At 57.6% G+C, this 21,351-nt stretch carries 16 protein-coding genes; 9 read left to right on the top strand and 7 right to left on the bottom strand.

The annotated features are described in order from the left end of the window. The first annotated feature begins 17 nt into the window (after positions 1-17). From M8013_RS06500 to xylR, 3 genes are read left to right on the top strand one after another with little or no spacing between them, the layout of a single operon-like run. Positions 18-1,559, top strand: a complete 1,542-nt coding sequence (locus tag M8013_RS06500; RefSeq protein ID WP_271266985.1) for a xylose ABC transporter ATP-binding protein — start codon at positions 18-20, stop codon at positions 1,557-1,559. Next, positions 1,537-2,718, top strand: coding sequence for a xylose ABC transporter permease XylH (xylH, locus tag M8013_RS06495; protein WP_271266984.1), 1,182 nt, complete (start codon positions 1,537-1,539; stop codon positions 2,716-2,718). The genes M8013_RS06500 and xylH overlap by 23 nt, the downstream gene beginning before the upstream one ends. Before the next feature lie 43 nt (positions 2,719-2,761). Further along, positions 2,762-3,940, top strand: coding sequence for a D-xylose utilization transcriptional activator XylR (xylR, locus tag M8013_RS06490; protein WP_271266983.1), 1,179 nt, complete (start codon positions 2,762-2,764; stop codon positions 3,938-3,940). Positions 3,941-3,996: 56 nt separating this feature from the next. Here the strand turns inward: xylR and M8013_RS06485 are convergent, their stop codons facing one another. Next, a complete protein-coding gene (locus M8013_RS06485; protein ID WP_271266982.1) occupies positions 3,997-4,824 on the bottom strand; it encodes a protein bax in 828 nt (275 codons plus the stop codon). A 313-nt stretch (positions 4,825-5,137) separates the two neighbouring features. On the opposite strand from M8013_RS06485, the gene M8013_RS06480 reads away from it, so the two are divergent. Both M8013_RS06480 and avtA read left to right on the top strand, forming a co-directional pair. Further along, complete coding sequence (locus M8013_RS06480) at positions 5,138-7,168, top strand: alpha-amylase (protein ID WP_271266981.1); 2,031 nt, start codon at positions 5,138-5,140, stop codon at positions 7,166-7,168. A 185-nt stretch (positions 7,169-7,353) separates the two neighbouring features. Further along, positions 7,354-8,610 (top strand): valine--pyruvate transaminase, encoded by a 1,257-nt coding sequence (avtA, locus tag M8013_RS06475; protein WP_271266980.1) that lies wholly within the window; start codon positions 7,354-7,356, stop codon positions 8,608-8,610. A gap of 4 nt (positions 8,611-8,614) precedes the next feature. Here the strand turns inward: avtA and M8013_RS06470 are convergent, their stop codons facing one another. Both M8013_RS06470 and M8013_RS06465 read right to left on the bottom strand, forming a co-directional pair. Next, positions 8,615-9,085 (bottom strand): 4Fe-4S dicluster domain-containing protein, encoded by a 471-nt coding sequence (locus M8013_RS06470; protein WP_271266979.1) that lies wholly within the window; start codon positions 9,083-9,085, stop codon positions 8,615-8,617. 124 nt (positions 9,086-9,209) lie between these two features. Then, positions 9,210-10,034 (bottom strand): AraC family transcriptional regulator, encoded by an 825-nt coding sequence (locus M8013_RS06465; RefSeq protein WP_271266978.1) that lies wholly within the window; start codon positions 10,032-10,034, stop codon positions 9,210-9,212. Between the two features lie 219 nt (positions 10,035-10,253). On the opposite strand from M8013_RS06465, the gene M8013_RS06460 reads away from it, so the two are divergent. After that, positions 10,254-11,654 (top strand): MFS transporter, encoded by a 1,401-nt coding sequence (locus M8013_RS06460; RefSeq protein ID WP_271266977.1) that lies wholly within the window; start codon positions 10,254-10,256, stop codon positions 11,652-11,654. Between the two features lie 10 nt (positions 11,655-11,664). Beyond that, positions 11,665-13,626, top strand: coding sequence for a glycoside hydrolase family 127 protein (locus tag M8013_RS06455; protein ID WP_271266976.1), 1,962 nt, complete (start codon positions 11,665-11,667; stop codon positions 13,624-13,626). Between the two features lie 77 nt (positions 13,627-13,703). Here the strand turns inward: M8013_RS06455 and M8013_RS06450 are convergent, their stop codons facing one another. Further along, complete coding sequence (locus M8013_RS06450; RefSeq protein ID WP_271266975.1) at positions 13,704-14,444, bottom strand: MipA/OmpV family protein; 741 nt, start codon at positions 14,442-14,444, stop codon at positions 13,704-13,706. A gap of 119 nt (positions 14,445-14,563) precedes the next feature. Here M8013_RS06450 and M8013_RS06445 point away from each other — a divergent pair, with 119 nt between their 5' ends. After that, positions 14,564-15,526, top strand: coding sequence for a LysR family transcriptional regulator (locus M8013_RS06445; RefSeq protein ID WP_271266974.1), 963 nt, complete (start codon positions 14,564-14,566; stop codon positions 15,524-15,526). Here the strand turns inward: M8013_RS06445 and aldB are convergent. Beyond that, positions 15,523-17,061, bottom strand: a complete 1,539-nt coding sequence (aldB, locus tag M8013_RS06440) for an aldehyde dehydrogenase AldB (RefSeq protein ID WP_271266973.1) — start codon at positions 17,059-17,061, stop codon at positions 15,523-15,525. The two genes, M8013_RS06445 and aldB, sit on opposite strands and share 4 nt — an antisense overlap. A gap of 163 nt (positions 17,062-17,224) precedes the next feature. Between aldB and M8013_RS06435 the strand changes: the two genes are divergently transcribed. Then, positions 17,225-18,112 (top strand): ROK family protein, encoded by an 888-nt coding sequence (locus tag M8013_RS06435; RefSeq protein WP_271266972.1) that lies wholly within the window; start codon positions 17,225-17,227, stop codon positions 18,110-18,112. Here M8013_RS06435 and selB read toward each other — a convergent pair. Both selB and selA read right to left on the bottom strand, forming a co-directional pair. Then, positions 18,109-19,953, bottom strand: a complete 1,845-nt coding sequence (gene selB / locus M8013_RS06430) for a selenocysteine-specific translation elongation factor (protein WP_271266971.1) — start codon at positions 19,951-19,953, stop codon at positions 18,109-18,111. The genes M8013_RS06435 and selB overlap by 4 nt on opposite strands. Then, positions 19,950-21,335 (bottom strand): L-seryl-tRNA(Sec) selenium transferase, encoded by a 1,386-nt coding sequence (gene selA, locus M8013_RS06425; RefSeq protein ID WP_271266970.1) that lies wholly within the window; start codon positions 21,333-21,335, stop codon positions 19,950-19,952. Before selA ends, selB begins: the two co-directional genes overlap by 4 nt. Positions 21,336-21,351: the final 16 nt, after the last annotated feature.

Here is a 21,351-nt window from a genome sequence, read left to right as displayed (position 1 = left end):
GGTCATGTGGAGCAGTTATGTCTTATTTACTTGAAATGAAAAGTATCACCAAAGCGTTCGGCGCGGTGAAGGCTGTCGATAACGTCAGCCTGCGCGTCAATCCCGGTGAGATCGTGTCGCTGTGCGGCGAAAATGGCTCGGGCAAGTCCACGTTAATGAAGGTGCTGTGCGGCATTTATCCCCACGGCAGCTATGACGGTGAAATTGTCTTTTCCGGCGAAACCCTGCAGGCCACGCATATCCGCGATACCGAACGCAAAGGCATCGCCATCATTCACCAGGAGCTTGCGCTGGTGAAGCACTTGACCGTGCTGGAGAATATTTTCCTCGGCGCCGAGGTCACCCGTCACGGCATCCTGGATTACGACACCATGACCTTGCGCTGCGAAAAGCTGCTGGCGCAGGTGAGCCTGGCGATCTCCCCCGACACCCGGGTGGGCGACCTGGGTCTGGGGCAGCAGCAGCTGGTAGAAATCGCTAAAGCGCTTAACAAGCAGGTGCGGCTGCTGATCCTCGATGAACCTACCGCCTCGCTGACTGAACAGGAAACCGCGGTATTGCTGGACATTATTCGTGACCTGCAAAACCACGGGATTGCCTGCATTTACATCTCCCACAAGCTCAACGAAGTGAAAGCGATATCGGACACCGTCTGCGTCATTCGCGACGGGCAGCATATCGGCACCCGCGAGGCGCAGGGGATGAGCGAAGACGACATCATTACCATGATGGTCGGTCGCGAGCTGACTGCGCTGTATCCCAATGAACCCCATATTCTGGGGGAAGAGATCCTGCGCGTAGAGAACCTGACCGCGTGGCACCCGGTAAATCGCCACATCAAGCGGGTGAACAACATCTCCTTCTCGCTGCATCGGGGAGAAATTCTCGGCGTCGCGGGGCTGGTGGGTGCCGGACGTACCGAGGCCGTTCAGTGTCTGTTCGGCGTCTGGCCCGGGCGCTGGGAAGGCCGCATCTTTATTGACGGACAGCCGGTTGATATTAAGAATTGCCAGCAGGCGATTGCCCACGGCATTGCGATGGTGCCGGAAGATCGCAAAAAAGACGGTATCGTGCCGGTGATGGCGGTGGGTAAAAACATCACCCTTGCCGCGCTGGATCAGTTCACCGGCAAGCTGAGCAGCGTGGATGACGCCGCCGAACAGCACTGCATTCTGCAATCCATACAGCGTCTCAAGGTCAAAACCTCCTCCCCGGAACTGGCGATTGGTCGCCTGAGCGGGGGCAATCAGCAGAAGGCGATCCTCGCCCGCTGCCTGCTGCTTAATCCGCGCATTCTAATCCTCGACGAGCCCACCCGTGGGATCGATATCGGTGCGAAATACGAAATCTATAAGCTTATCAACCAGCTGGTGCAGCAGGGCATTGCAGTCATTGTGATCTCGTCGGAACTGCCTGAAGTGCTGGGTCTGAGCGACCGCGTGCTGGTGATGCACGAAGGGAAACTGAAAGCCAATCTGAACAACCAGAACCTGACGCAGGAACAGGTGATGGAAGCCGCATTAAGGAGCGAACGCCATGTCGAAGAGCAATCCATCTGAAGTCAAAATTGCGGTTCCCACGCCGGGGGCATTTTCGGGGCTAAAAGCGCTGAATCTGCAGGTCTTTGTGATGATCGCCGCCATTGTGGTGATTATGCTGTTCTTCACCTGGATGACCGACGGCTCCTATCTCAGCGCGCGTAACATCTCTAACCTGCTGCGCCAGACCGCCATTACCGGCATTCTGGCGGTCGGTATGGTGTTCGTGATTATCTCGGCAGAAATCGATCTCTCCGTGGGTTCGATGATGGGTTTGCTGGGCGGTGTAGCGGCCATTTTCGACGTCTGGCTCGGCTGGCCGCTGCCGCTCACCGTGGTCGTCACCTTGCTGCTCGGTTTGCTGCTCGGCACCTGGAACGGCTGGTGGGTTGCCTACCGCAAGGTGCCGTCATTTATCGTCACCCTGGCGGGGATGCTGGCCTTCCGGGGCATCCTGATTGGCGTCACCAACGGCACCACCGTGTCGCCCACCAGCGCCTCGATGTCGCAAATTGGTCAAAGCTATCTCTCTGGCGGCATCGGATTTAGCCTTGGTGCCATTGGTCTGATGGCTTTTGTCGCCTGGCAGTGGCGCGGCAGAATGCGCCGCCAGTCGTTAGGTTTAGCTAACGCCCCCTCCACCTCTGCCGTGGGACGTCAGGCGCTGACGGCGGTGATCGTGCTCGGCGCAATCTGGCTGCTGAATGACTATCGCGGCGTACCGACACCGGTACTGCTGTTGGTATTGCTGATGCTGGCCGGGATGTTTATGGCTACCCGCACCGCCTTTGGCCGCCGCATCTATGCGATTGGCGGCAACATCGAAGCGGCACGTTTATCGGGTATCAACGTCGAACGCACCAAGCTCGCCGTGTTTGCCATTAATGGCCTGATGGTCGCCGTCGCCGGGCTTATCTTAAGCTCACGCCTCGGCGCGGGCTCGCCGTCGGCCGGCAACATTGCCGAACTCGACGCCATCGCAGCCTGCGTCATTGGCGGCACCAGCCTCGCCGGGGGGATCGGTAGCGTCGCCGGGGCAGTGATGGGGGCATTTATCATGGCCTCGCTTGATAATGGGATGAGTATGATGGACGTCCCGACGTTCTGGCAGTATATCGTTAAGGGTGCCATTCTGTTGCTGGCGGTCTGGATGGACTCCGCAACCAAACGGCGTGCATAAGGATATTGCTATCGCCGATCACTGACATTGGGAAAAGAGCGTCATGTTTGAGAAGCGTCACCGCATTACGTTGTTATTTAATGCTAATAAAGCCTACGACCGCCAGGTGGTGGAGGGCGTTGGCGAATATTTGCAGGCGTCGCAATCGGAGTGGGACATCTTTATTGAAGAAGATTTCCGTATGCGCCTCGAAAACATTAAAGACTGGCTGGGCGACGGCGTCATTGCCGACTTTGACGACACCGTCATCCAGCAGTTACTGACCGATGTCGGCGTGCCTATCGTCGGCGTCGGCGGCTCTTACCACAAGCCCGATAATTACCCTCCTGTCCACTATATTGCCACCGACAACCATGCGCTGGTTGAAAGTGCGTTTCTGCATCTGAAGGAAAAAGGCGTTCATCGCTTCGCCTTTTATGGCCTGCCCTCCTCCAGCGGCAAGTGTTGGGCGGCAGAACGCGAGTATGCGTTTTGCCAGCTGGTGGCCAAGGAGAAGTATCGCGGCGTGGTGTATCAGGGACTGGAAACAGCGCCGGAGAACTGGCAGCACGCCCAGAACCGTCTCGCCGACTGGCTGCAAACCCTGCCGCCGCAGACCGGCATTATTGCCGTTACCGATGCCCGGGCCCGCCACGTGCTGCAGGTGTGCGAACATCTGCATATCCCGGTGCCTGAAAAGCTGTGTGTGATTGGCATTGATAACGAAGAGCTCACGCGGTACCTGTCACGGGTGGCGCTGTCGTCTGTGGCGCAGGGCACCCGTCAGATGGGCTATCAGGCTGCCAAACTGCTGCATCGTCTGCTGGATAATGAAAACCTGCCTCTGCAGCGTTTGCTGGTGCCGCCAGTACGCGTCGTGGAGCGGCGCTCAACGGACTATCGCTCGTTGAACGATCCGGCAGTGATTCAGGCGATGCACTACATCCGTAATCACGCCTGTAAAGGCATTAAAGTGGATCAAGTGCTGGATGCGGTTGGGATCTCGCGTTCAAATCTGGAGAAGCGCTTTAAAGAAGAGGTGGGAGAGACGATCCACGCGGTGATTCACGCGGAGAAACTGGAAAAAGCCCGCAGCCTGCTGATCTCCACGTCGCTTTCTATCAACGAAATTTCGCAGATGTGCGGCTATCCGTCGCTGCAGTATTTCTATTCGGTGTTCAAGAAAGAGTATGACAATACGCCGAAAGAGTATCGCGACCGCTACAGTGAAGTACTGATTTAACGACTCGCTTTCACAAACAAAAATGCCTTCCGTAGGGAAGGCATTTTTTTTAGTCATTACATATGAGAGGCGATCAAGCGCTGGTTATCCTGGTACATCGCAAACAGGTAGTTGTTATAGCTCTGGCCCTGGGTTGAGTAACCTTTCAGCTTGTGGATCATGGTGCTCGCCGTCACTTCCTGGTCCGCTTTACGCAGCTGCGCGCGGGACTTACGGAATGACTTATACGCCGGGTGGGTGTTCAGGTTCACCGCGTAGGCATTCACCGAATCTTTGACGGATTCAAAGTTCGAATAGCCTTTCACCTTGCCAGGCGCATTGTTACAACGCCCTTTCACGCATTTCATGCCGAACAGGTTGTTGTTGTTACGGGCCAGCTTAGACGTACCCCAACCGCTCTCGGCGGCTGCCATGGTCGCAACCATACTGCCTGGAATAATATCCACACGCTCAAGCAGTGTGTTCCACGGAACACGACGCGTGTTGCCAGCCCAGCTGATTTTATAGCTTTTGGCGATCTCTTTCAGGCGCGTACGCTCTGAAGGCGACCAGCGACTGTCGTACTGCTTAGAGATAAGCCAGTTACGATCTGCGGTAATCGTTGCGTTTTGACTGTTGATATAAGGCATTACCGTCCGGAGAAACGCTTTTTTTCGCGGTGTTCCGGAAGGGTATTTTCGCAAATCAGGAAGTGGACTACTCTTTACACTATTGCGAGAATACTCTTGTTTACTGCTTACCTTGGTACTAACAATCTTCTTTGCTGCTGGGGCTGTGTGACTCGCTGTTTTTTCGTGCGTCTTTGCAAGCACCTCACCAGAAATAGCCATGGTGAGTAACATGAGTATCGCAGCCCCATATCGTCGAATGGGATTCGATATCATTAGATCTCCTGGTCGGATTGATGCATTCCAACACCTTATTTTTTTCTCAAAATGAGACGTTAATCTCAGATCCTAGCAAAAATAGTCGAGAAGAGCACCCAAAGAAATAGTCTAAATCCGAAAGCGTGTCACCTGGTCTTTGTTCACTTACGCATCATTTTCACTAAAATGTGCGCAATATCGCAGTTAAATAGCATACTTAGCGCGCGATCACTCACCCTCAGTGCTCATCCCTGCGCGTTATCGCCTGGGGAGGAGTCAGCAGTGTAAAGGTGATGGCAAACTGAACAAAATGCCGTGACAGGAAAATGGAATGAAACGCTCCACTCTCGCTCTTCTCCTCTTGCCCACTATTGCCAGTGCCGACTGGTCAGCCCCGGGTTTTCCGTCATTCACTGCCGAAGGTTCCGGGATGTTCACGGCACAGGCAACGCTCGCGAAGGGTACCCATCCGCTTACCCTCAGTCTTGACAAGACGTGCTGGCAGCCCTCAGGCGGCATAAAACTCAACGAGATGCTGTCACTCAAGCCGTGCGAAGGGGATCCGGCGTCCTGGCGCGTGTTCCGCGACGGGGAGTACCAGGCCCGGATCGATACCCGCTCCGGCACGCCAACCCTGATGTTGACTCTCAAAACTGCGGCCGAACAGGCAGTGACTAATGTGGTCCGCCAGTGCCCGAAGTGGGACGGAAAACCGCTCACCATTGAGGTCGGCGAGACCTTCCCGGAAGGAAGCGTGGTGCGTGATTTTTACAGCAAACAGACCGCCACCGTGCAGCAGGGTAAAATCACCCTGCAACCCGCCGAGGGCAGCAATGGTCTGCTGTTACTGGAACGAGCAGAAACCGATAAAGCCGCGCCCTTCAGCTGGCAAAACGCCACCGTCTATTTTGTGCTGACCGACCGCTACGTGAATGGCGATCCGGCCAACGACAACAGCTACGGGCGGCATAAAGACGGGATGCAGGAGATTGGCACCTTCCACGGCGGCGACCTGAAAGGGCTCACCGGCAAACTGGATTATCTGCAGCAGCTTGGCGTTAATGCCCTGTGGATCAGCTCCCCGCTGGAACAGATCCACGGCTGGGTCGGTGGCGGCACAAAAGGCGACTTCCCGCATTACGCCTATCACGGCTATTACACCCAGGACTGGACCCGACTCGATGCCAACATGGGCACAGAGGACGATCTGCGTCAGCTGGTCGACGAAGCACATCGCCGGGGCATTCGCATCCTGTTTGACGTGGTGATGAACCATACAGGCTACGCCACGCTGGCAGATATGCAGGAATACCAGTTTGGTGCACTGTATCTCAAAGGGGATGAGCTGAAAAAGACGCTCGGGGAACGCTGGACCGACTGGAAGCCCGCCGCCGGACAAAGCTGGCACAGCTTTAACGACTACATTAACTTCAGCGATAAAGCCGCGTGGGAAAAATGGTGGGGCAAGCAGTGGATCCGCACCGATATTGGCGATTACGACAATCCCGGCTTTGACGACCTGACCATGTCGCTGGCGTTCCTGCCGGATCTGAAAACCGAATCCACAACCCCGTCCGGTCTGCCCAACTTTTATCGTCACAAGCCGGACACTCGCGCGCAGGCGATCGACGGTTACACGCCGCGGGACTATCTCACCCACTGGCTGAGTCAGTGGGTACGTGAATATGGGATCGATGGTTTTCGCGTGGATACCGCCAAGCATGTCGAAATGGCGGGTTGGCAGCAGCTGAAAACCCAGGCCACTGAGGCGCTCAACGCCTGGAAGCAGGCGAACCCGGATAAAAAGCTCGACGATGCGCCGTTCTGGATGACCGGCGAAGCCTGGGGCCACGGGGTGATGCAGAGCGACTACTACCGCCACGGCTTCGATGCGATGATCAACTTTGACTATCAGGAGCAGGCGGCCAAAGCGGTAGATTGTCTGGCGAACATCGATCTGACCTGGCAGCAGATGGCGGAGAAGCTGCAGGACTTTAACGTCCTGAGCTACCTCTCTTCTCACGACACGCGCCTGTTCCGCGAAGGCGACCAGCGGGCGGCGGAGCTACTGCTGCTGGCACCGGGTTCAGTACAGATCTTCTATGGTGATGAATCCGCGCGGCCGTTTGGTCCAACCGGCTCAGACCCGCTGCAGGGGACGCGTTCAGAGATGAACTGGCAGGATGTGAGCGGTGCTCAGGCGCAGACTGTCGCCCACTGGCAGCGGCTCGGGCAGTTCCGCGCCCGCCATCCGGCGGTGGGTGAAGGGAAGCAGACCACGCTGACGATGGCTCAGGGCTACGGTTTTGTTCGCGAGCACAACGGCGATAAGGTGATGGTGGTATGGGCGGGGAATCCGTAGTGCCCGTCTGACACACAACGGTCCTCTCTCACCGGGAGAGGACCCGCAATAACAGCGTAATCCGCTGGATAATTGACATTTTGCAACATAAAACCACACCCCCGGGCTTCCGCTCCGATTTGCACCTGCGCAGTTGTAGCGTTAAGGTGAGCCACACTTAGAACAAGCCCGACAGATCACCTGCTATGACCTTTTCACTTTTCGGCGACAAATTCACCCGCCATTCAGGCATTACCCGCCTGATGGAGGATCTCAACGACGGGCTACGCACACCAGGCGCTATCATGCTCGGTGGCGGTAACCCGGCACAAATTCCTGAGATGAACGATTATTTCCAGGCGCTCCTCGCGGACATGCTGGAAAACGGCAAAGCCGCGGAGGCCCTGTGCAATTACGACGGTCCGCAGGGTAAAACCGAGCTACTCACGGCCCTGGCAGATATGCTGCGTGAAAACCTGGGCTGGGAGATTGAACCACAGAATATTGCACTGACTAACGGCAGTCAGAGCGCGTTTTTCTACTTATTTAACCTCTTCGCCGGGCGATGCGCCGACGGCACCAGCAAAAAGGTGCTGTTCCCGCTCACGCCAGAGTACATCGGCTACGCCGACTCCGGCCTCGAGGAAGATCTTTTCGTCTCGGCGCGCCCGAATATCGAGCTGTTGCCAGAGGGACAGTTCAAATATCACGTTGATTTTGAACACCTGCATATTGGCGAAGAGACCGGCATGATTTGCGTCTCGCGGCCCACCAACCCCACCGGCAACGTTATTACTGACGAAGAGCTGATGAAGCTGGACGCGCTGGCCAATCAGCACGGCATTCCGCTGGTGATTGATAACGCCTATGGCGTGCCGTTCCCGGGCATTATCTTTAGCGAAGCGCGACCGCTGTGGAACCCGAACATCGTGCTGTGCATGAGCCTGTCCAAGCTTGGGCTGCCGGGCAGCCGCTGCGGGATCATCATTGCCAATGAAAAAATCATCACCGCCATTACCAACATGAACGGCATTATCAGCCTGTCGCCTGGCGGCATTGGCCCGGCCATGATGTGCGAGATGATTAAGCGCAACGATCTGCTGCGCCTGTCGAATGAGGTGATCAAGCCGTTCTACTACCAGCGTGTTCACGAGACGATTGCGACAATTCGCCGCTATTTACCGGAAGATCGCTGTTTAATCCACAAACCGGAAGGGGCGATTTTCCTCTGGCTGTGGTTTAAAGACCTGCCGATCACCACCGAGCTGCTGTACCAGCGTCTGAAAAAACGCGGCGTGCTAATGGTGCCGGGGGATTACTTCTTCCCGGGGCTGGATAAACCGTGGCCGCACACCCACCAGTGCATGCGCATGAACTACGTCCCGGACCCGGACAAAATCGAAGCCGGCGTCAAAATCCTTGCCGAAGAGGTGGAACGCGCCTGGCAGGAAAACGCTCAGTAGCGCGTTACGCCCGAAAGCGCAGCCGGTCTGCGCGGATGCGGGCGGGGTCAACGCAGCTTAGCGCGTAAGTTGGGCAGGCCGCCACACAGGCAGGCCCAGCTTCGCGGTGCCAACAGCGGTCGCATTTCAGCGCCTGCACCTCTTCACCTTCGCCTGTCACCTGCATTGCACCAAACGGACAGGCGATCATGCAGCTTTTACAGCCGATACAGCGCGACTGATCCACCCGCCAGACACCCGCCTGACGCTGGATCGCCTGCGTCGGACAGACGTTAGCGCACGGGGCATCTTCACACTGATGGCAGGTGACTGCCGTGGTAAACGTTCCGCCTTTCATCACCCGAATGCGGGACGTAAACGTTCTGGCCGTCACCGCCGCACAGTTTTCATCATCCTGATGCGCGACCACGCAGGCCACTTCGCAGGTGCGACAGCCAATACATTTTGCCGGGTCTGCCACAATAAACGGGTTCATCGCCTGCTCCTTCCTTGCTGAAAAATTCAGGTTGCCAGAGTGTTCAGGTACAGCGCTTTGATCCGACAAGGGAAAAGGCCCGATTTGTGCGCCCTGCCGGGAAAACTGGCCGTCTGCCCAGGCGTCAGGCGGAGTTGATGTGCTCCTTGCAGTAGCGCCGTTTCCAGACCCCAGGCGTTAACCCCGTATGCTTGCGAAAAATCTGACGGAAATAGCCCGCGTCGTTAAAACCGCAGCGAATTGCCACCTCTTTTAGCGAGGCGGCATCGTTGAGCAGCAGCTTTTCGGCGGCCCTGACGCGCTGGCGGTGAATCGCCTCGGTCAGGGTTAAATGAAACACCCGACGAAACACGCGTCCGAGGTAGTCCGCATTGCAGTGCAGCTCTTTTGCCAGCAAAGAAGAAGAAAGCGGCAGATGAAAGTGAGTGCTGATACGCTGCCGGGCTTTCCAGGCGAGACTCACCCCTGCATCATCCGGCGGCAGCGCCTGTCCGGCGGTAAGGGAGATTTGCTGCAGGATCAGCAGCAGAATAAGTTCCAGCGCCGGGCTGCGCTGCAGCTTTTCCTGTTCAGTCAGGAACTGGCGGAACAGCGCAATCATCGCCTGCGGCTCAGGGTTTTTTCCATGCTGGGGCACGGCCAGCAGCGTACTGAAAGGCGCTGTCATCGCCTGCTCCTGTACCTCGAAGTGCAGCCAGTAAAAGCGCAAGTCGGCGGGAAAATCCTCGATCCCCCGGTGCCGACGGTCGGGCCAGAGCAGCAAACTCTCGCCGGGATGCACCTCGAAAACCGTCGCATCCTCCTGAATCGTTAATGTCCCCTTTTCGACCAGGATGACCTCCCAGGAGTCCAGCTTGCGCGCCGGATGTCGGCCCACGCCCCGGGAGATGAAATACCCGCCATTCTGTACCTGAATCGGAAGTGTTATGGATAATTCGAGCGTAGCCATTCATTTTCTCGCTATTTAAGCCGCGTTAAATTCGCCTTATTACTGATTATTAACAGGTAATTGGCATTCTTCTCGATCAAAATCACATTTTGCGCACAAGGTCGGAATCCTCACCTTTTTATACTTTTCCCTTCCCTTGTTGAGAGTGAAAATCGGTGCAGAATGAATCAGGTACCCAACAAAACTACATAAAAAATTCAATAACCGAGGAGTTACCTCATGACTTCCACTCCGATTACGCAAACAGACATCACCCGACAGGCTGTCGACGACCGCCTGTCGGTGCGAGAAAAAATAGGCTATGGCCTGGGCGATGCTGGCGGGACGGTGATTACCTGTCTGATCATGAACTTCCTGACCTTTTTCTATACCGATATCTTTGGCTTGACCCCGGCACTGGTCGGCACGCTGTTTATTGCTCTGCGCGTGTTCGATGCCATCTCCGACCCGGTGATGGGGATCATTGCCGATCGCACCCAAAGCCGCTGGGGGCGTTTTCGCCCGTGGCAGCTGTGGGTCGCCGTACCGATTGGGATCATTGGTGTCCTGACTTTCACCGTGCCGGACGCCGGGATGGGGGTAAAAATTGCCTGGGCCTTCGGCACTTATCTGCTGCTCTCAGTGGGCTATACCGCCATTAACGTGCCGTACTGCGCGCTGATCAACACCATGACCACCCGCCACAGCGAAGTACTGTCATGTCAGTCCTGGCGTTTTGTGCTGTGCGGCGTGGCCGGTTTCCTGGTCTCCGTCGGCCTGCCGTGGCTGGTGTCGGCGCTCGGACAAGGTAACGTGGCGCAGGGCTATCAGCTGGGCGTCGGGGTGCTGTGCGCCGTCGCGGTGGTGATGTTCCTGTGCTGCTTCTTCTGGGTGCGTGAGCGTGTACCGCTGGCGCTGATGGGCAAATTCACCCTCAAAGAACACATCGGCGGTCTGCGAAAAAACGACCAGCTGCTGCTGATGCTGGTGATGTCGTTCCTGCTGATCAACGTCTTTAACATTCGCGGCGGCGGCTATATGTATTTCATCACTTACGTGCTGGAAGGCAGTACCGCTTACACCTCGCTGTTTTTCACTATGGTGACCTTTGCCTCTATTCTTGGGGCGGTGGTGGTGAACCTGCTGTCGCGCCGTCACGATGCCGTCCGACTCTACTACTACACCAACCTGGTGCTGGCGGTGCTGGCGGCGGGGATGTGGTTTCTGCCCAGCGGCCCGGCGAATCAAACGCTGTGGCTGGTGGTGATTCTGGCCAACGGGGTGATCCTCGGCTTTACCCTGCCGCTGCACTTCTCGTTAATGGCCTTTGCCGATGATTACGGCGAGTGGAAAACCGGCGTGCGCTCCTCAGGGATGAACTTCGCCTTTAACCTGTTTTTCATCAAGCTGGCGTGGGCCTCCAGCGCCGGGATCATCAGCGTGATGTTCATTTTTGTCGCCTACCAGCCGGGCGCTGGCAACCAGACAGCCGCCTCGCTGCAGGGCATCACCACCATGGAAACCCTGCTTCCTGCCCTTTTCCATCTGCTGCTGGCGATCGCTATTCGCAAATGCAGACTCAATAATCCGATGATGGCGCGCATTGCCACCGACCTGCGCCAGCGTCACGCTCAGTCCTGAGGAGAATACGATGTCCATAATGGAACCCGACCTGCATAAACTGAAAATCAGCGACCCGTTTTTGGGCCACTATCAACAGCTGGTGCGCGATGTGGTGATCCCCTATCAGTGGGATGCCCTGAACGATCGCATCGCCGAGGCCGAGCCAAGCCACGCGATCACCAACTTCCGCATTGCGGCGGGACAAGAGCACGGTGAATTCTACGGCATGGTTTTTCAGGACAGCGATGTGGCGAAATGGCTGGAGGCGGTCGCCTGGTCCCTGTGCCAGAAGCCCGATGCCGAACTCGAAAAAACCGCCGACGAGGTGATCGAGCTGGTGGCCGCGGCCCAGTGCGACGATGGCTATCTCAACACGTATTTCACGGTGAAAGCCCCCGGCGAGCGCTGGACGAACCTGGCAGAATGCCATGAGCTTTACTGCGCCGGGCACATGATTGAAGCGGGCGTGGCGTACTTCCAGGGCACCGGCAAACGGCCTCTGCTGGAGGTGGTCTGCAAGCTGGCCGACCATATCGACAGCGTCTTTGGGCCGGGCGAGCAGCAGTTGCACGGTTATCCTGGCCACCCGGAGATCGAGTTGGCGCTAATGCGCCTGTTTGATGTCACCCAGCAGCCGCGCTATCTGGCGCTGGCGAAGTATTTCGTTGAAGAACGCGGAACCCAGCCGCACTTCTACGACATCGAATATGAAAAGCGCGGCAAAACCTCTCACTGGAACACCTACGGCCCGGCGTGGATGGTGCAGGATAAAGCCTACAGCCAGGCGCATCAGCCGCTGGCGGAACAACAAACGGCAATCGGCCACGCGGTGCGTTTCGTCTACCTGATGACCGGCGTCGCGCACCTCGCCCGCCTGAGCCAGGATGAAGGCAAACGCCAGGACTGCCTGCGCCTGTGGGACAACATGGCCCAACGCCAGCTGTATATCACCGGTGGGCTCGGCTCCCAGAGCAGCGGCGAAGCCTTCAGCAGCGATTACGATCTGCCGAACGACACCGTGTATGCCGAAAGCTGCGCCTCCATCGGCCTGATGATGTTTGCCCGCCGGATGCTGGAGATGGAAGCCAACAGCCATTACGCCGACGTGATGGAGCGCGCGCTGTTCAACACCGTGCTCGGCGGGATGGCGCTGGACGGAAAACACTTCTTCTACGTTAACCCACTGGAAGTGCATCCAAAGACGCTGAAATTTAACCATATCTACGATCACGTTAGGCCGGTGCGCCAGCGCTGGTTCGGCTGCGCCTGCTGCCCGCCGAATATCGCCCGCGTGCTGACCTCGCTGGGTCACTACATCTATACCGCCCGCGAAGATGTGCTGTTTATCAACCTCTATATCGGCAACAGCATGGCCTTTCCGGTGGGCGAGCAGGAGCTGCAGCTGCGGATCAGCGGCAATTATCCGTGGCAGGAGCAGATCAAAATCGACATCACCTCCCCGGTCGCCGTCGAGCATACGCTGGCGCTGCGTCTGCCAGACTGGTGCGATGCCCCGCACCTGACGCTGAATGGCGAAACGGTGACCGGCGAAGTGCGTCAGGGCTATCTGTACCTGAACCGCCGCTGGCAGGAGGGCGATACACTGTTACTCACCCTGCCGATGCCGGTGCGTCGGGTATATGGCAATCCGCAGGTGCGCCAGCAGGCAGGTAAAGTGGCGATTCAGCGTGGGCCGCTGGTCTATTGTCTGGAAGAAGCTGATAACGGTGCCGGGCTGCATAATCTGACTTTGCCCGCTGATAGCGACTTTACGGTCTTTGAGGGCAAAGGCATTTTTGCCCACAAGATGCTGATTCAGGCCGAGGGTTACAGCCGACAGGCCGCCGATGCCGGGCATCAGCCGCTGTGGCAGTACGATCGCCCGCCGACTGCGCGACAGGCGCAAACCCTGACCTTTATTCCGTGGTTTAGCTGGGCCAACCGCGGCGAAGGAGAGATGCGGATCTGGGTTGATGAGGTGAAAGCCTAAAACGGATCCCGGGCGACGCTGGACATACCCCGCCATTCAGGCCAGGTATGGGCAGCGCCGCCCGGTTTTTTAACGTATCAGAATGTCCAGGAGAGGCCGGTCATCAGCGCGAAGCTGTCGTCACGGTCGATCATCGGGCTGTTTTTCACTTCGTCAGGCAGCACGGTATAAACGGCGCTGGCGTTCAGGTACAGGTTCTTTGTCAGTTGGTATTTTGCCGCCAGGCCCACGTAAGGGGTGACGCTTTCGTCTGCGCTGTACTGCTGCAGGCCGCTACGGCGTGACTCCTGATCCGACACACCGTAGTAATAATCGTTGAAGCTGGCGTCGTAGTAGAACACCCCTACCGCCGGGGTCAGGGTCAGGCGTTCCATACGGATAGGACGGAAGTAAGACAGTTCGCCTGCCACGCCACCGCTCTCATCCATCGCATCGGCGCCAACGGCAAATTTCAGGCTACCCCAGCTCTCGTGGTGGTAGTACGCGCCGCCGAGCATCGCTGACGCTTTACGTTCATCGAGCTGACTCATGGCCGCGTCGTCATTGTCATCCGGGTCAAAGTGCAACGGCATCCAGGAGGCGGTGAGGCTGAGTTCGTTTTTTGCATCTTTCCACACAATCCATCCGGCAGTGGCCTGACGCACATAGAAATGCTCACCTTCATAGCTTATTAACGGAACAGCGGAGACATTCTCGTTATAGCCTTTGTACGCCGATTCATTAAACACGGCACCCGCGCCAACGGAAAAGTCACCGGCCATTGCGGACGTCGCCGTAAATAACGCGGTGGCGATGAATACATTCTTTTTAAACGTCATTGTTTTGCAATCCATTAAATGTCATACGACCCGGCGCATAATAATGGTTACAAAATTCGCAATGCAACGTGGTTATTTGTATAATATTATATCCAAAATTATATAAATGAGCGTGCGCAATGAACAAGCTGCAAATTAAACCGCGTGAATTAAAAATTATTTCCGTCATTGCCGCCACGCACAGCATTGGTGATGCCGCCGCCCTGCTGGGGATGGCGCAGGCGAATGTCAGTAAATACCTGTCTGATTTTGAAATGCGCGTCGGCCTCAAGGTTTTTGAGCGCACCACCCGCCATCTGGCATTGACCCAGTTTGGCGAGGCCTTACTGCCTTACATTAATAGTTCGCTGGAAAAAAATAGCCAACTCATTAATTTCATTGATGATTACAAACATGAAAAACGCGGCAAGGTGACCCTCTATGCCCCCACAGGGATCATCACCTATCTGGCTCGCCACGTGATCCACGAAATTGACGATACCGGCGATATTAGCATCAGTTTAAAAACTTATAATCTGAGTGCCAATGAATTTTACGAGGGCGTTGCCTTTCCCGACGACTGCGATATTTTAATTACCTACGCACAACCTAAAGATGAAAGTCTGGTCGCCAGCATTTTAACCAAATATTCCGTCACCGCGTTTGCGTCCCCGGAATATATAATTAAACACCCAATTAGCCACCCGGAAGAGTTAATTAATCACTCCTGTATTCTTATCGACTCGATGATCATCGACGATGCCAATATCTGGCGTTTCCGCTCACATAACGGCGAGAAGATACTGGATTACAAAGTCTCGGGGAATTATATCTGCGATAACACCCAGACGGCGCTGGAGCTGGCTCGTAATCATCTTGGAATTGTGTTTGCGCCAAAAGAGAGCCTGCAAAAAGAGATTAACCAGGGTGCGCTGGTCCCCTGCTTTTCACATCAGGAAGAGTGGTGGCTGGATCTGGTGGCCATTTTCCGCAAGCGCGACTATCAGCCGTGGCGCGTGCAGTTTATCCTCGACGGGGTGCTGAATAATCTGCGCAGTAAAGTTGAGCAGGCCACCCTCGGGCGACCTGCTCTGGGTGATTAGAACAGGCCGAGCGGCTTATCGGAATAGCTCACCAGCAGGCATTTGGTCTGTTGATAATGGTTGAGCATCATCTTGTGAGTTTCACGCCCGATACCGGACTGTTTGTAGCCACCAAACGCGGCATGCGCCGGATAGGCATGATAGCAGTTGGTCCACACGCGCCCTGCCTGGATCCCGCGCCCCATCTTGTACGCCAGGTTGCCGTTGCGGCTCCAGACCCCCGCCCCGAGCCCATACTGCGTATCGTTCGCCAGCTCCAGCGCCTCCTCCATGGTTTTGAAGGTGGTCACTGCCAGCACCGGGCCAAAGATCTCCTCCTGGAAGACGCGCATGTTGTTTTTACCCGACAGGATGGTCGGCTCGAGGTAGTAACCCTCTTTCAACTCGCCGTCCAGCCGCTTACGCCGCCCGCCGGTTAAGATGTCTGCCCCTTCCTTCTTACCGATATCGATGTAGTTGAGGATTGTCTCCAGCTGACCGTGCGACACCTGGGCGCCCATCTGGGTCGCGCTGTCCAGCGGGTTGCCGCTGCGAATGGACTCCACCCGGCGGATCGCACGTTCCATAAAGCGTTCATAAATGGACTCCTGCACCAGCGCGCGGCTTGGACAGGTACAGACTTCGCCCTGGTTAAAGGCAAACAGCGCAAATCCTTCCAGCGCTTTATCGAAGAAGGCATCTTCTTCATCCATCACATCGGCAAAGAAAATATTCGGCGATTTGCCGCCCAGCTCCAGCGTGACCGGAATGATGTTCTGGGTGGCGTACTGCATGATCTGCTGGCCCACTTCGGTGGAGCCGGTAAACGCCACTTTGGCGATCCGTTTTGAGGTCGCCAGATACTCGCCGATTTCGCCCCCGGCACCGTTAACCACGTTCACCACGCCCGGCGGAAGCAGATCGCCCACCACTTCCATCAGCAGCAGCACCGACAGCGGGGTTAAGCGTGCCGGTTTGAGTACCACGCAGTTGCCAGCGGCCAGCGCGGGCGCCATTTTCCAGGCGGCCATCAGCAGCGGGAAGTTCCACGGGATGATCTGCCCGACCACGCCCAGCGGCTCCTGGAAGTGATACGCCACAGTGTCGTTATCCACTTCACTGATGCCGCCTTCCTGGGCACGAATGCAGGAGGCAAAATAGCGGAAATGGTCGATCGCCAGCGGCACGTCTGCCGCCATGGTCTCGCGGATTGGCTTCCCGTTGTCCCAGGTCTCTGCCGTAGCCAGTAGCTCCAGGTTCTGCTCCATCCGATCGGCGATTTTAAACAGAACTGCCGCGCGATCCTGCACCGAGGTGTGGGCCCATTTCTCTTTGATTTTGTGGGCGGCATCCAGCGCCAGGTCGATATCGCGGGGCCCGGAGCTGGCGATCTCGCACAGCGGCAGGCCGGTCACCGGGGTTAAATTTTGATAATAGTCGCCGTCGACGGGAGCTACCCAGTCGCCGCCGATAAAGTTGTCATAACGGGCTTTTAGCTTGAGAGGAAAACCATATTCGCCGGGCAGGATACGTGCTGATGGAGGGTTATTCGTCATGACTGTCTCCTTGCGTGTGTGTCCAGTAAGGGTAGTCCGGGGTGGTGAAAATTCAGCCAACGGTCACCGGCTTTGCGAGCCTCTTCACGCATTACCTTACTTTACGTTTCGTTTCCCGCCCTGAGCCATACTTAAAACGCACAAACTGGCGAGGTAAGGATAAATGCAGCTTTTTATCGGCTTTGACGTGGGTGGAACCCACATTAAACACGGCGTGATCGACGCAGACGGCAACGAGTTAACTACCGATCAATTTGATACGCCGGACGATGAAGACAGCTTTAAACAGCAATGGCGCGAGGTGGTACAAGCCTATCAGCAGGCGCATCAGATTGCAGCGATCGGGGTGAGCATCCCGGGCCACATTAATACCCATACCGGCGAAGCAGCCAAAGCCGGGGCGCTGGCGTACCTCGATAACGTCAATCTGTACGACCTGTTTTCGGAGCTAACCGATCTGCCCGTCGTTGTTGATAATGACGCCAGCTGCGCCGCGCTGGGCGAGCTCTGGCGCGGGGCCGGTCGCGAGTACGAGAATTTTGTCTGTATCACGGTGGGCACCGGGATCGGCGGCGGTATCGTGGTCGAGGGCGATCTCTGGCGCGGGGCGCACCACCGCGCCGGGGAGTTCGGGGTCATCCCGGTGGGCAACAAGGGCGAAGGGATGCACGTGGTTGCCTCGGCCAAAGGGCTGATGGAAGCCTGCCGTCGGGCGCTGGCGGTCTCAGAAGAGGAGATGCCAACAGGCGAAGAGCTGTTTGAACGAATGGAGAACGATCTGCATCTGCGCGAAGCCGTCGAACAATGGGCGCTGTTTCTCGCCCGAGGCGTCTACAGCGTGATCTCGATGTTCGACCCGCAGGTGGTGTTGATTGGCGGCGGCATCAGCGAGCAGGAGAAAATCTATCGCCTGCTCGACAAGCACCTGCAAACCTTTGAGGAGTGGGAGGCGCTACAGGTGCCAATCCTGCCCTGTGAACTGGGTAACCAGGCGGGCAGGCTGGGTGCGGTCTGGCTGGCGAAGCAGAAACTGGCCCGGGATGAAACCTAGTCCGCGGCAAACAGCAGCGCGTCGCGCAGCAGGTGATCGTTACCCCGGCGACGGGTAAAGCCAATCCGGTTGAAATACTCAAGGATTTGGATCGCCAGCTTGCGCCCCACGTTGAGCTGGTCGCGGAAGTCTGCCGCGCAAGTCGATCCGCGTTGCTGATCCAGCGCCCGGATCAGATTGGCAAAAATCACGATCCGATCGTTACGGTAATAGCGATCCTTGACGATCGCGGTAATCAGGCCCTGCTGCGCCGCATGGCGCAGCACCTGGCGCATCGTCCCTTCGTCCGTCGCGGTTTCGCGCGCTAAATCCCGCACCCACCAGGGCTCGTCGCCAAACAGCGGCTCGGCTTGTTGCCAGATTGCCTGCTGCTCTGGGGTGAAACCGGCTTTGTGGTCCGGCAGGTGCAACCAGCCGTGATAGCTCTGCAGATCGCCACTCTCGCGCATCCGCTCAATCAGCAGCAGCACCAGGGCTTCATCTTCCATCGGCAGCGCCATGCGCCGCAGACGCTCGCGTCCCGGGCCGGGTTCGTCCTGATGCTGCAGATGATAGGTCGCCAGGGTGTCGAGAATTTTACGCTGCCAGCGGGCGGCAACCTCCATATTCAGCAGGCTCGATCCGGCCTGGATAAACGACGGTTGCTGCGTCAGGGCCTGCAGCCCTTCCCCGTTCAGCTGGCGTGCCCAGGCAAATGCTTCCAGATCCACCGCCCCGCGATCCAGGTGCGCCAGCAGCGCCTCCCGGTCATCACCCGCCCGTGCCAGGGTGGCCAGCCAGTGTAGATATTCCGGCTTGCGCTTGCCGCGACGCGGCGGATCGAGCGTCACCACTCGCGCCCCGGCGAGGGTGACCCGCGCGGAGATATCCCGCAATACCAGCCGGTCGTTATCGGCCAGCCACAGCGGAGAGTCAAAGACCAGCTCCGCCAGCGCGCCTTCCAGCAGCGAGACGCGGCCGGTGACATGGCTGGCAGCGTGATGAATGTGCAGCGGTTGCCACTGAGTGAGCGCGACATCGCCCTGCAGCGTGACAATCACGCGCGTGGCCGGTTCCGGCGGGGCATCGGCCAGCAGCCAGTCGCCCCGGTTAAGCTGATCTTTTTGCGCATCGCCGACCAGATTAAGGGCAATACGCTGCCCGGCCTGCGCCTGGTCGACAGGCTGGTTCTGCGCATGCAGCCCGCGAATACGCACCGGTTTATTGACTCCGGTCAGCCACAGGCTATCGCCAACACGCACCTCGCCAGACAACGCCGTGCCGGTGACCACCAGCCCGGCCCCTTTAACGGTAAAGGCCCGGTCGATCGCCAGACGAAAGCGCTGATGCTCCGCGTGCGTGCGAGTAGTCAGCTGCTGCAGATGGTCGCTTAACGCGTCGATTCCACGCCCCTCAGTGGCGACGGTGACAAACAGGTCGGCATCGGCAAAGCCGTATTCCTGCAGGGTGTCCTGCACCTGCTCGCGCACCGCCTCTACCTGCGCCTCGTCAACGCGGTCGGCCTTGGTTAGGGCCACCGTCAGCTGCGGATTACCGGTCAGCTGGAGGATTTGCAGATGTTCACGCGTCTGCGCCATCACCCCGTCATCGCAGGCCACCACCAGCAGGGCGTGATCGATACCGCCCACCCCCGCCAGCATATTGGACAGGAATTTTTCGTGTCCGGGGACATCGATAAACCCCAGCACCCGACCATCCGGCTGGGGCCAGTAGGCATAACCCAGATCGATGGTCATACCGCGTTGTTTTTCTTCCGGCAAACGATCGGCATTTACGCCAGTGATCGCCTGCAGCAACGTTGTTTTGCCATGGTCAACGTGACCGGCAGTGGCAATAATCATTTCAGCAACACCTCCAGAAACTGTGCTTCATCTTCCAGACAGCGTAAGTCCAGCCACAGACGCCCGTCTTTTATCCGTCCGAGCACCGGCACGGACAGCGCGCGCCAGCGCAGGGCCAACGCCTCCAGCTGGCTGCCGCGTCCGTCGCGCGGAGTAAAGGTCAACGCCGCGCCGGGCAGACGATCCACCGGCAGCGAGCCGCTTCCCGGCTGCGACAGGCAGGCTTCAACCCGAACCTCAAAGTCAGGATAGTGCGATGCGACCTGCTCCAGCAGCCGTTCGCCCTGCGTGTGGATGGCAGCGGCATCGCGACTCAGCAGGCGCAGGGTCGGTAATTTTTCGGCTAATGTCTCCGGGTGGAGGTAGAGCCTTAAGGTGGCGTCCAGCGCGGCGAGCGTCATTTTATCCGCGCGCAGGGCGCGTTTTAGCGGGTGCTGTTGCAACCGGGCGATCAGATCGCGTTTGCCGACGATAATCCCGGCCTGCGGCCCGCCCAATAATTTATCGCCCGAGAAGCTCACCAGACTGACCCCGGCGGCAATCAGCGCCTGGGGCATCGGCTCTTTCGGTAATCCGTATTGACTGAGATCCACCAGCGAACCGCTGCCCAGATCGGCAATCACCGGGACGTTCATCGCCTGGCCAATCTGCGCCAGTTCCGCCTCGTCAACCGCATGAGTGAACCCTTCAATCTGGTAATTGCTGGTATGCACTTTCATCAGCAGGGCGGTGTTTTCATTAATGGCCGCCTGATAATCCCTGGCATGTGTGCGGTTGGTGGTGCCCACTTCATGCAGTCGGCACCCGGCCTGGGTCATCACGTCCGGGATGCGAAACGCGCCGCCAATCTCTACCAGCTCGCCGCGCGAGACCACCACTTCCTTACCGTTTGCCGTCGCCGCCAGCATCAGTAATACCGCCGCCGCGTTGTTATTCACAATGCAGGCATCTTCTGCACCGGTAAGCTGACAGAGCATCGCCGCCAGGGCACGGTCACGGTGGCCGCGCCCAGCACCGTCGAGATCGTATTCCAGCGTCACCGGGGCGCGCATCGCCTGGGTCACTGCCTCAACCGCCTCTTCTGCCAGCAAAGCTCGCCCCAGATTGGTATGCAGCACCGTGCCGGTGAGGTTGAAAACCGGACGCAAGCCCTGCGGCGCACCCGCTGTCAGGCGTTTTTCTGCTTCCCGCACCCAGTCGTCGCACCATGCCGGCAGGCCGTTTTGGCTGCGGATATGGGCGCGCGCCTCATCCTGCAGCAGGCGTAAGGTATCGACGGTTCGGGTATGACCAAACTGCGCAATAATCGGGATGATTTGGGCATGGCGAAGCAGACGATCGGTCGCGGGGAGTTGGCTGTAGAGCGTGTTCTGAGTAGTCATGAAAGCGCCTGACGGT

Source organism: Silvania confinis (assembly GCF_025564085.1).
Taxonomy (GTDB): domain Bacteria; phylum Pseudomonadota; class Gammaproteobacteria; order Enterobacterales; family Enterobacteriaceae; genus Enterobacter; species Enterobacter confinis.
This window is presented reverse-complemented; position numbering and strand designations above follow the sequence as displayed.

Excerpts from the sequence above, each read along its gene's own strand:
- M8013_RS06500 (WP_271266985.1), top strand. The coding sequence starts at position 18 with ATGTCTTATTTACTTGAAATGAAAAGTATCACCAAAGCGTTCGGCGCG.
- xylH (WP_271266984.1), top strand. The coding sequence starts at position 1,537 with ATGTCGAAGAGCAATCCATCTGAAGTCAAAATTGCGGTTCCCACGCCG.
- xylR (WP_271266983.1), top strand. The coding sequence starts at position 2,762 with ATGTTTGAGAAGCGTCACCGCATTACGTTGTTATTTAATGCTAATAAA.
- M8013_RS06485 (WP_271266982.1), bottom strand. The coding sequence starts at position 4,824 with ATGATATCGAATCCCATTCGACGATATGGGGCTGCGATACTCATGTTA.
- M8013_RS06480 (WP_271266981.1), top strand. The coding sequence starts at position 5,138 with ATGAAACGCTCCACTCTCGCTCTTCTCCTCTTGCCCACTATTGCCAGT.
- avtA (WP_271266980.1), top strand. The coding sequence starts at position 7,354 with ATGACCTTTTCACTTTTCGGCGACAAATTCACCCGCCATTCAGGCATT.
- M8013_RS06470 (WP_271266979.1), bottom strand. The coding sequence starts at position 9,085 with ATGAACCCGTTTATTGTGGCAGACCCGGCAAAATGTATTGGCTGTCGC.
- M8013_RS06465 (WP_271266978.1), bottom strand. The coding sequence starts at position 10,034 with ATGGCTACGCTCGAATTATCCATAACACTTCCGATTCAGGTACAGAAT.
- M8013_RS06460 (WP_271266977.1), top strand. The coding sequence starts at position 10,254 with ATGACTTCCACTCCGATTACGCAAACAGACATCACCCGACAGGCTGTC.
- M8013_RS06455 (WP_271266976.1), top strand. The coding sequence starts at position 11,665 with ATGTCCATAATGGAACCCGACCTGCATAAACTGAAAATCAGCGACCCG.
- M8013_RS06450 (WP_271266975.1), bottom strand. The coding sequence starts at position 14,444 with ATGACGTTTAAAAAGAATGTATTCATCGCCACCGCGTTATTTACGGCG.
- M8013_RS06445 (WP_271266974.1), top strand. The coding sequence starts at position 14,564 with ATGAACAAGCTGCAAATTAAACCGCGTGAATTAAAAATTATTTCCGTC.
- aldB (WP_271266973.1), bottom strand. The coding sequence starts at position 17,061 with ATGACGAATAACCCTCCATCAGCACGTATCCTGCCCGGCGAATATGGT.
- M8013_RS06435 (WP_271266972.1), top strand. The coding sequence starts at position 17,225 with ATGCAGCTTTTTATCGGCTTTGACGTGGGTGGAACCCACATTAAACAC.
- selB (WP_271266971.1), bottom strand. The coding sequence starts at position 19,953 with ATGATTATTGCCACTGCCGGTCACGTTGACCATGGCAAAACAACGTTG.
- selA (WP_271266970.1), bottom strand. The coding sequence starts at position 21,335 with ATGACTACTCAGAACACGCTCTACAGCCAACTCCCCGCGACCGATCGT.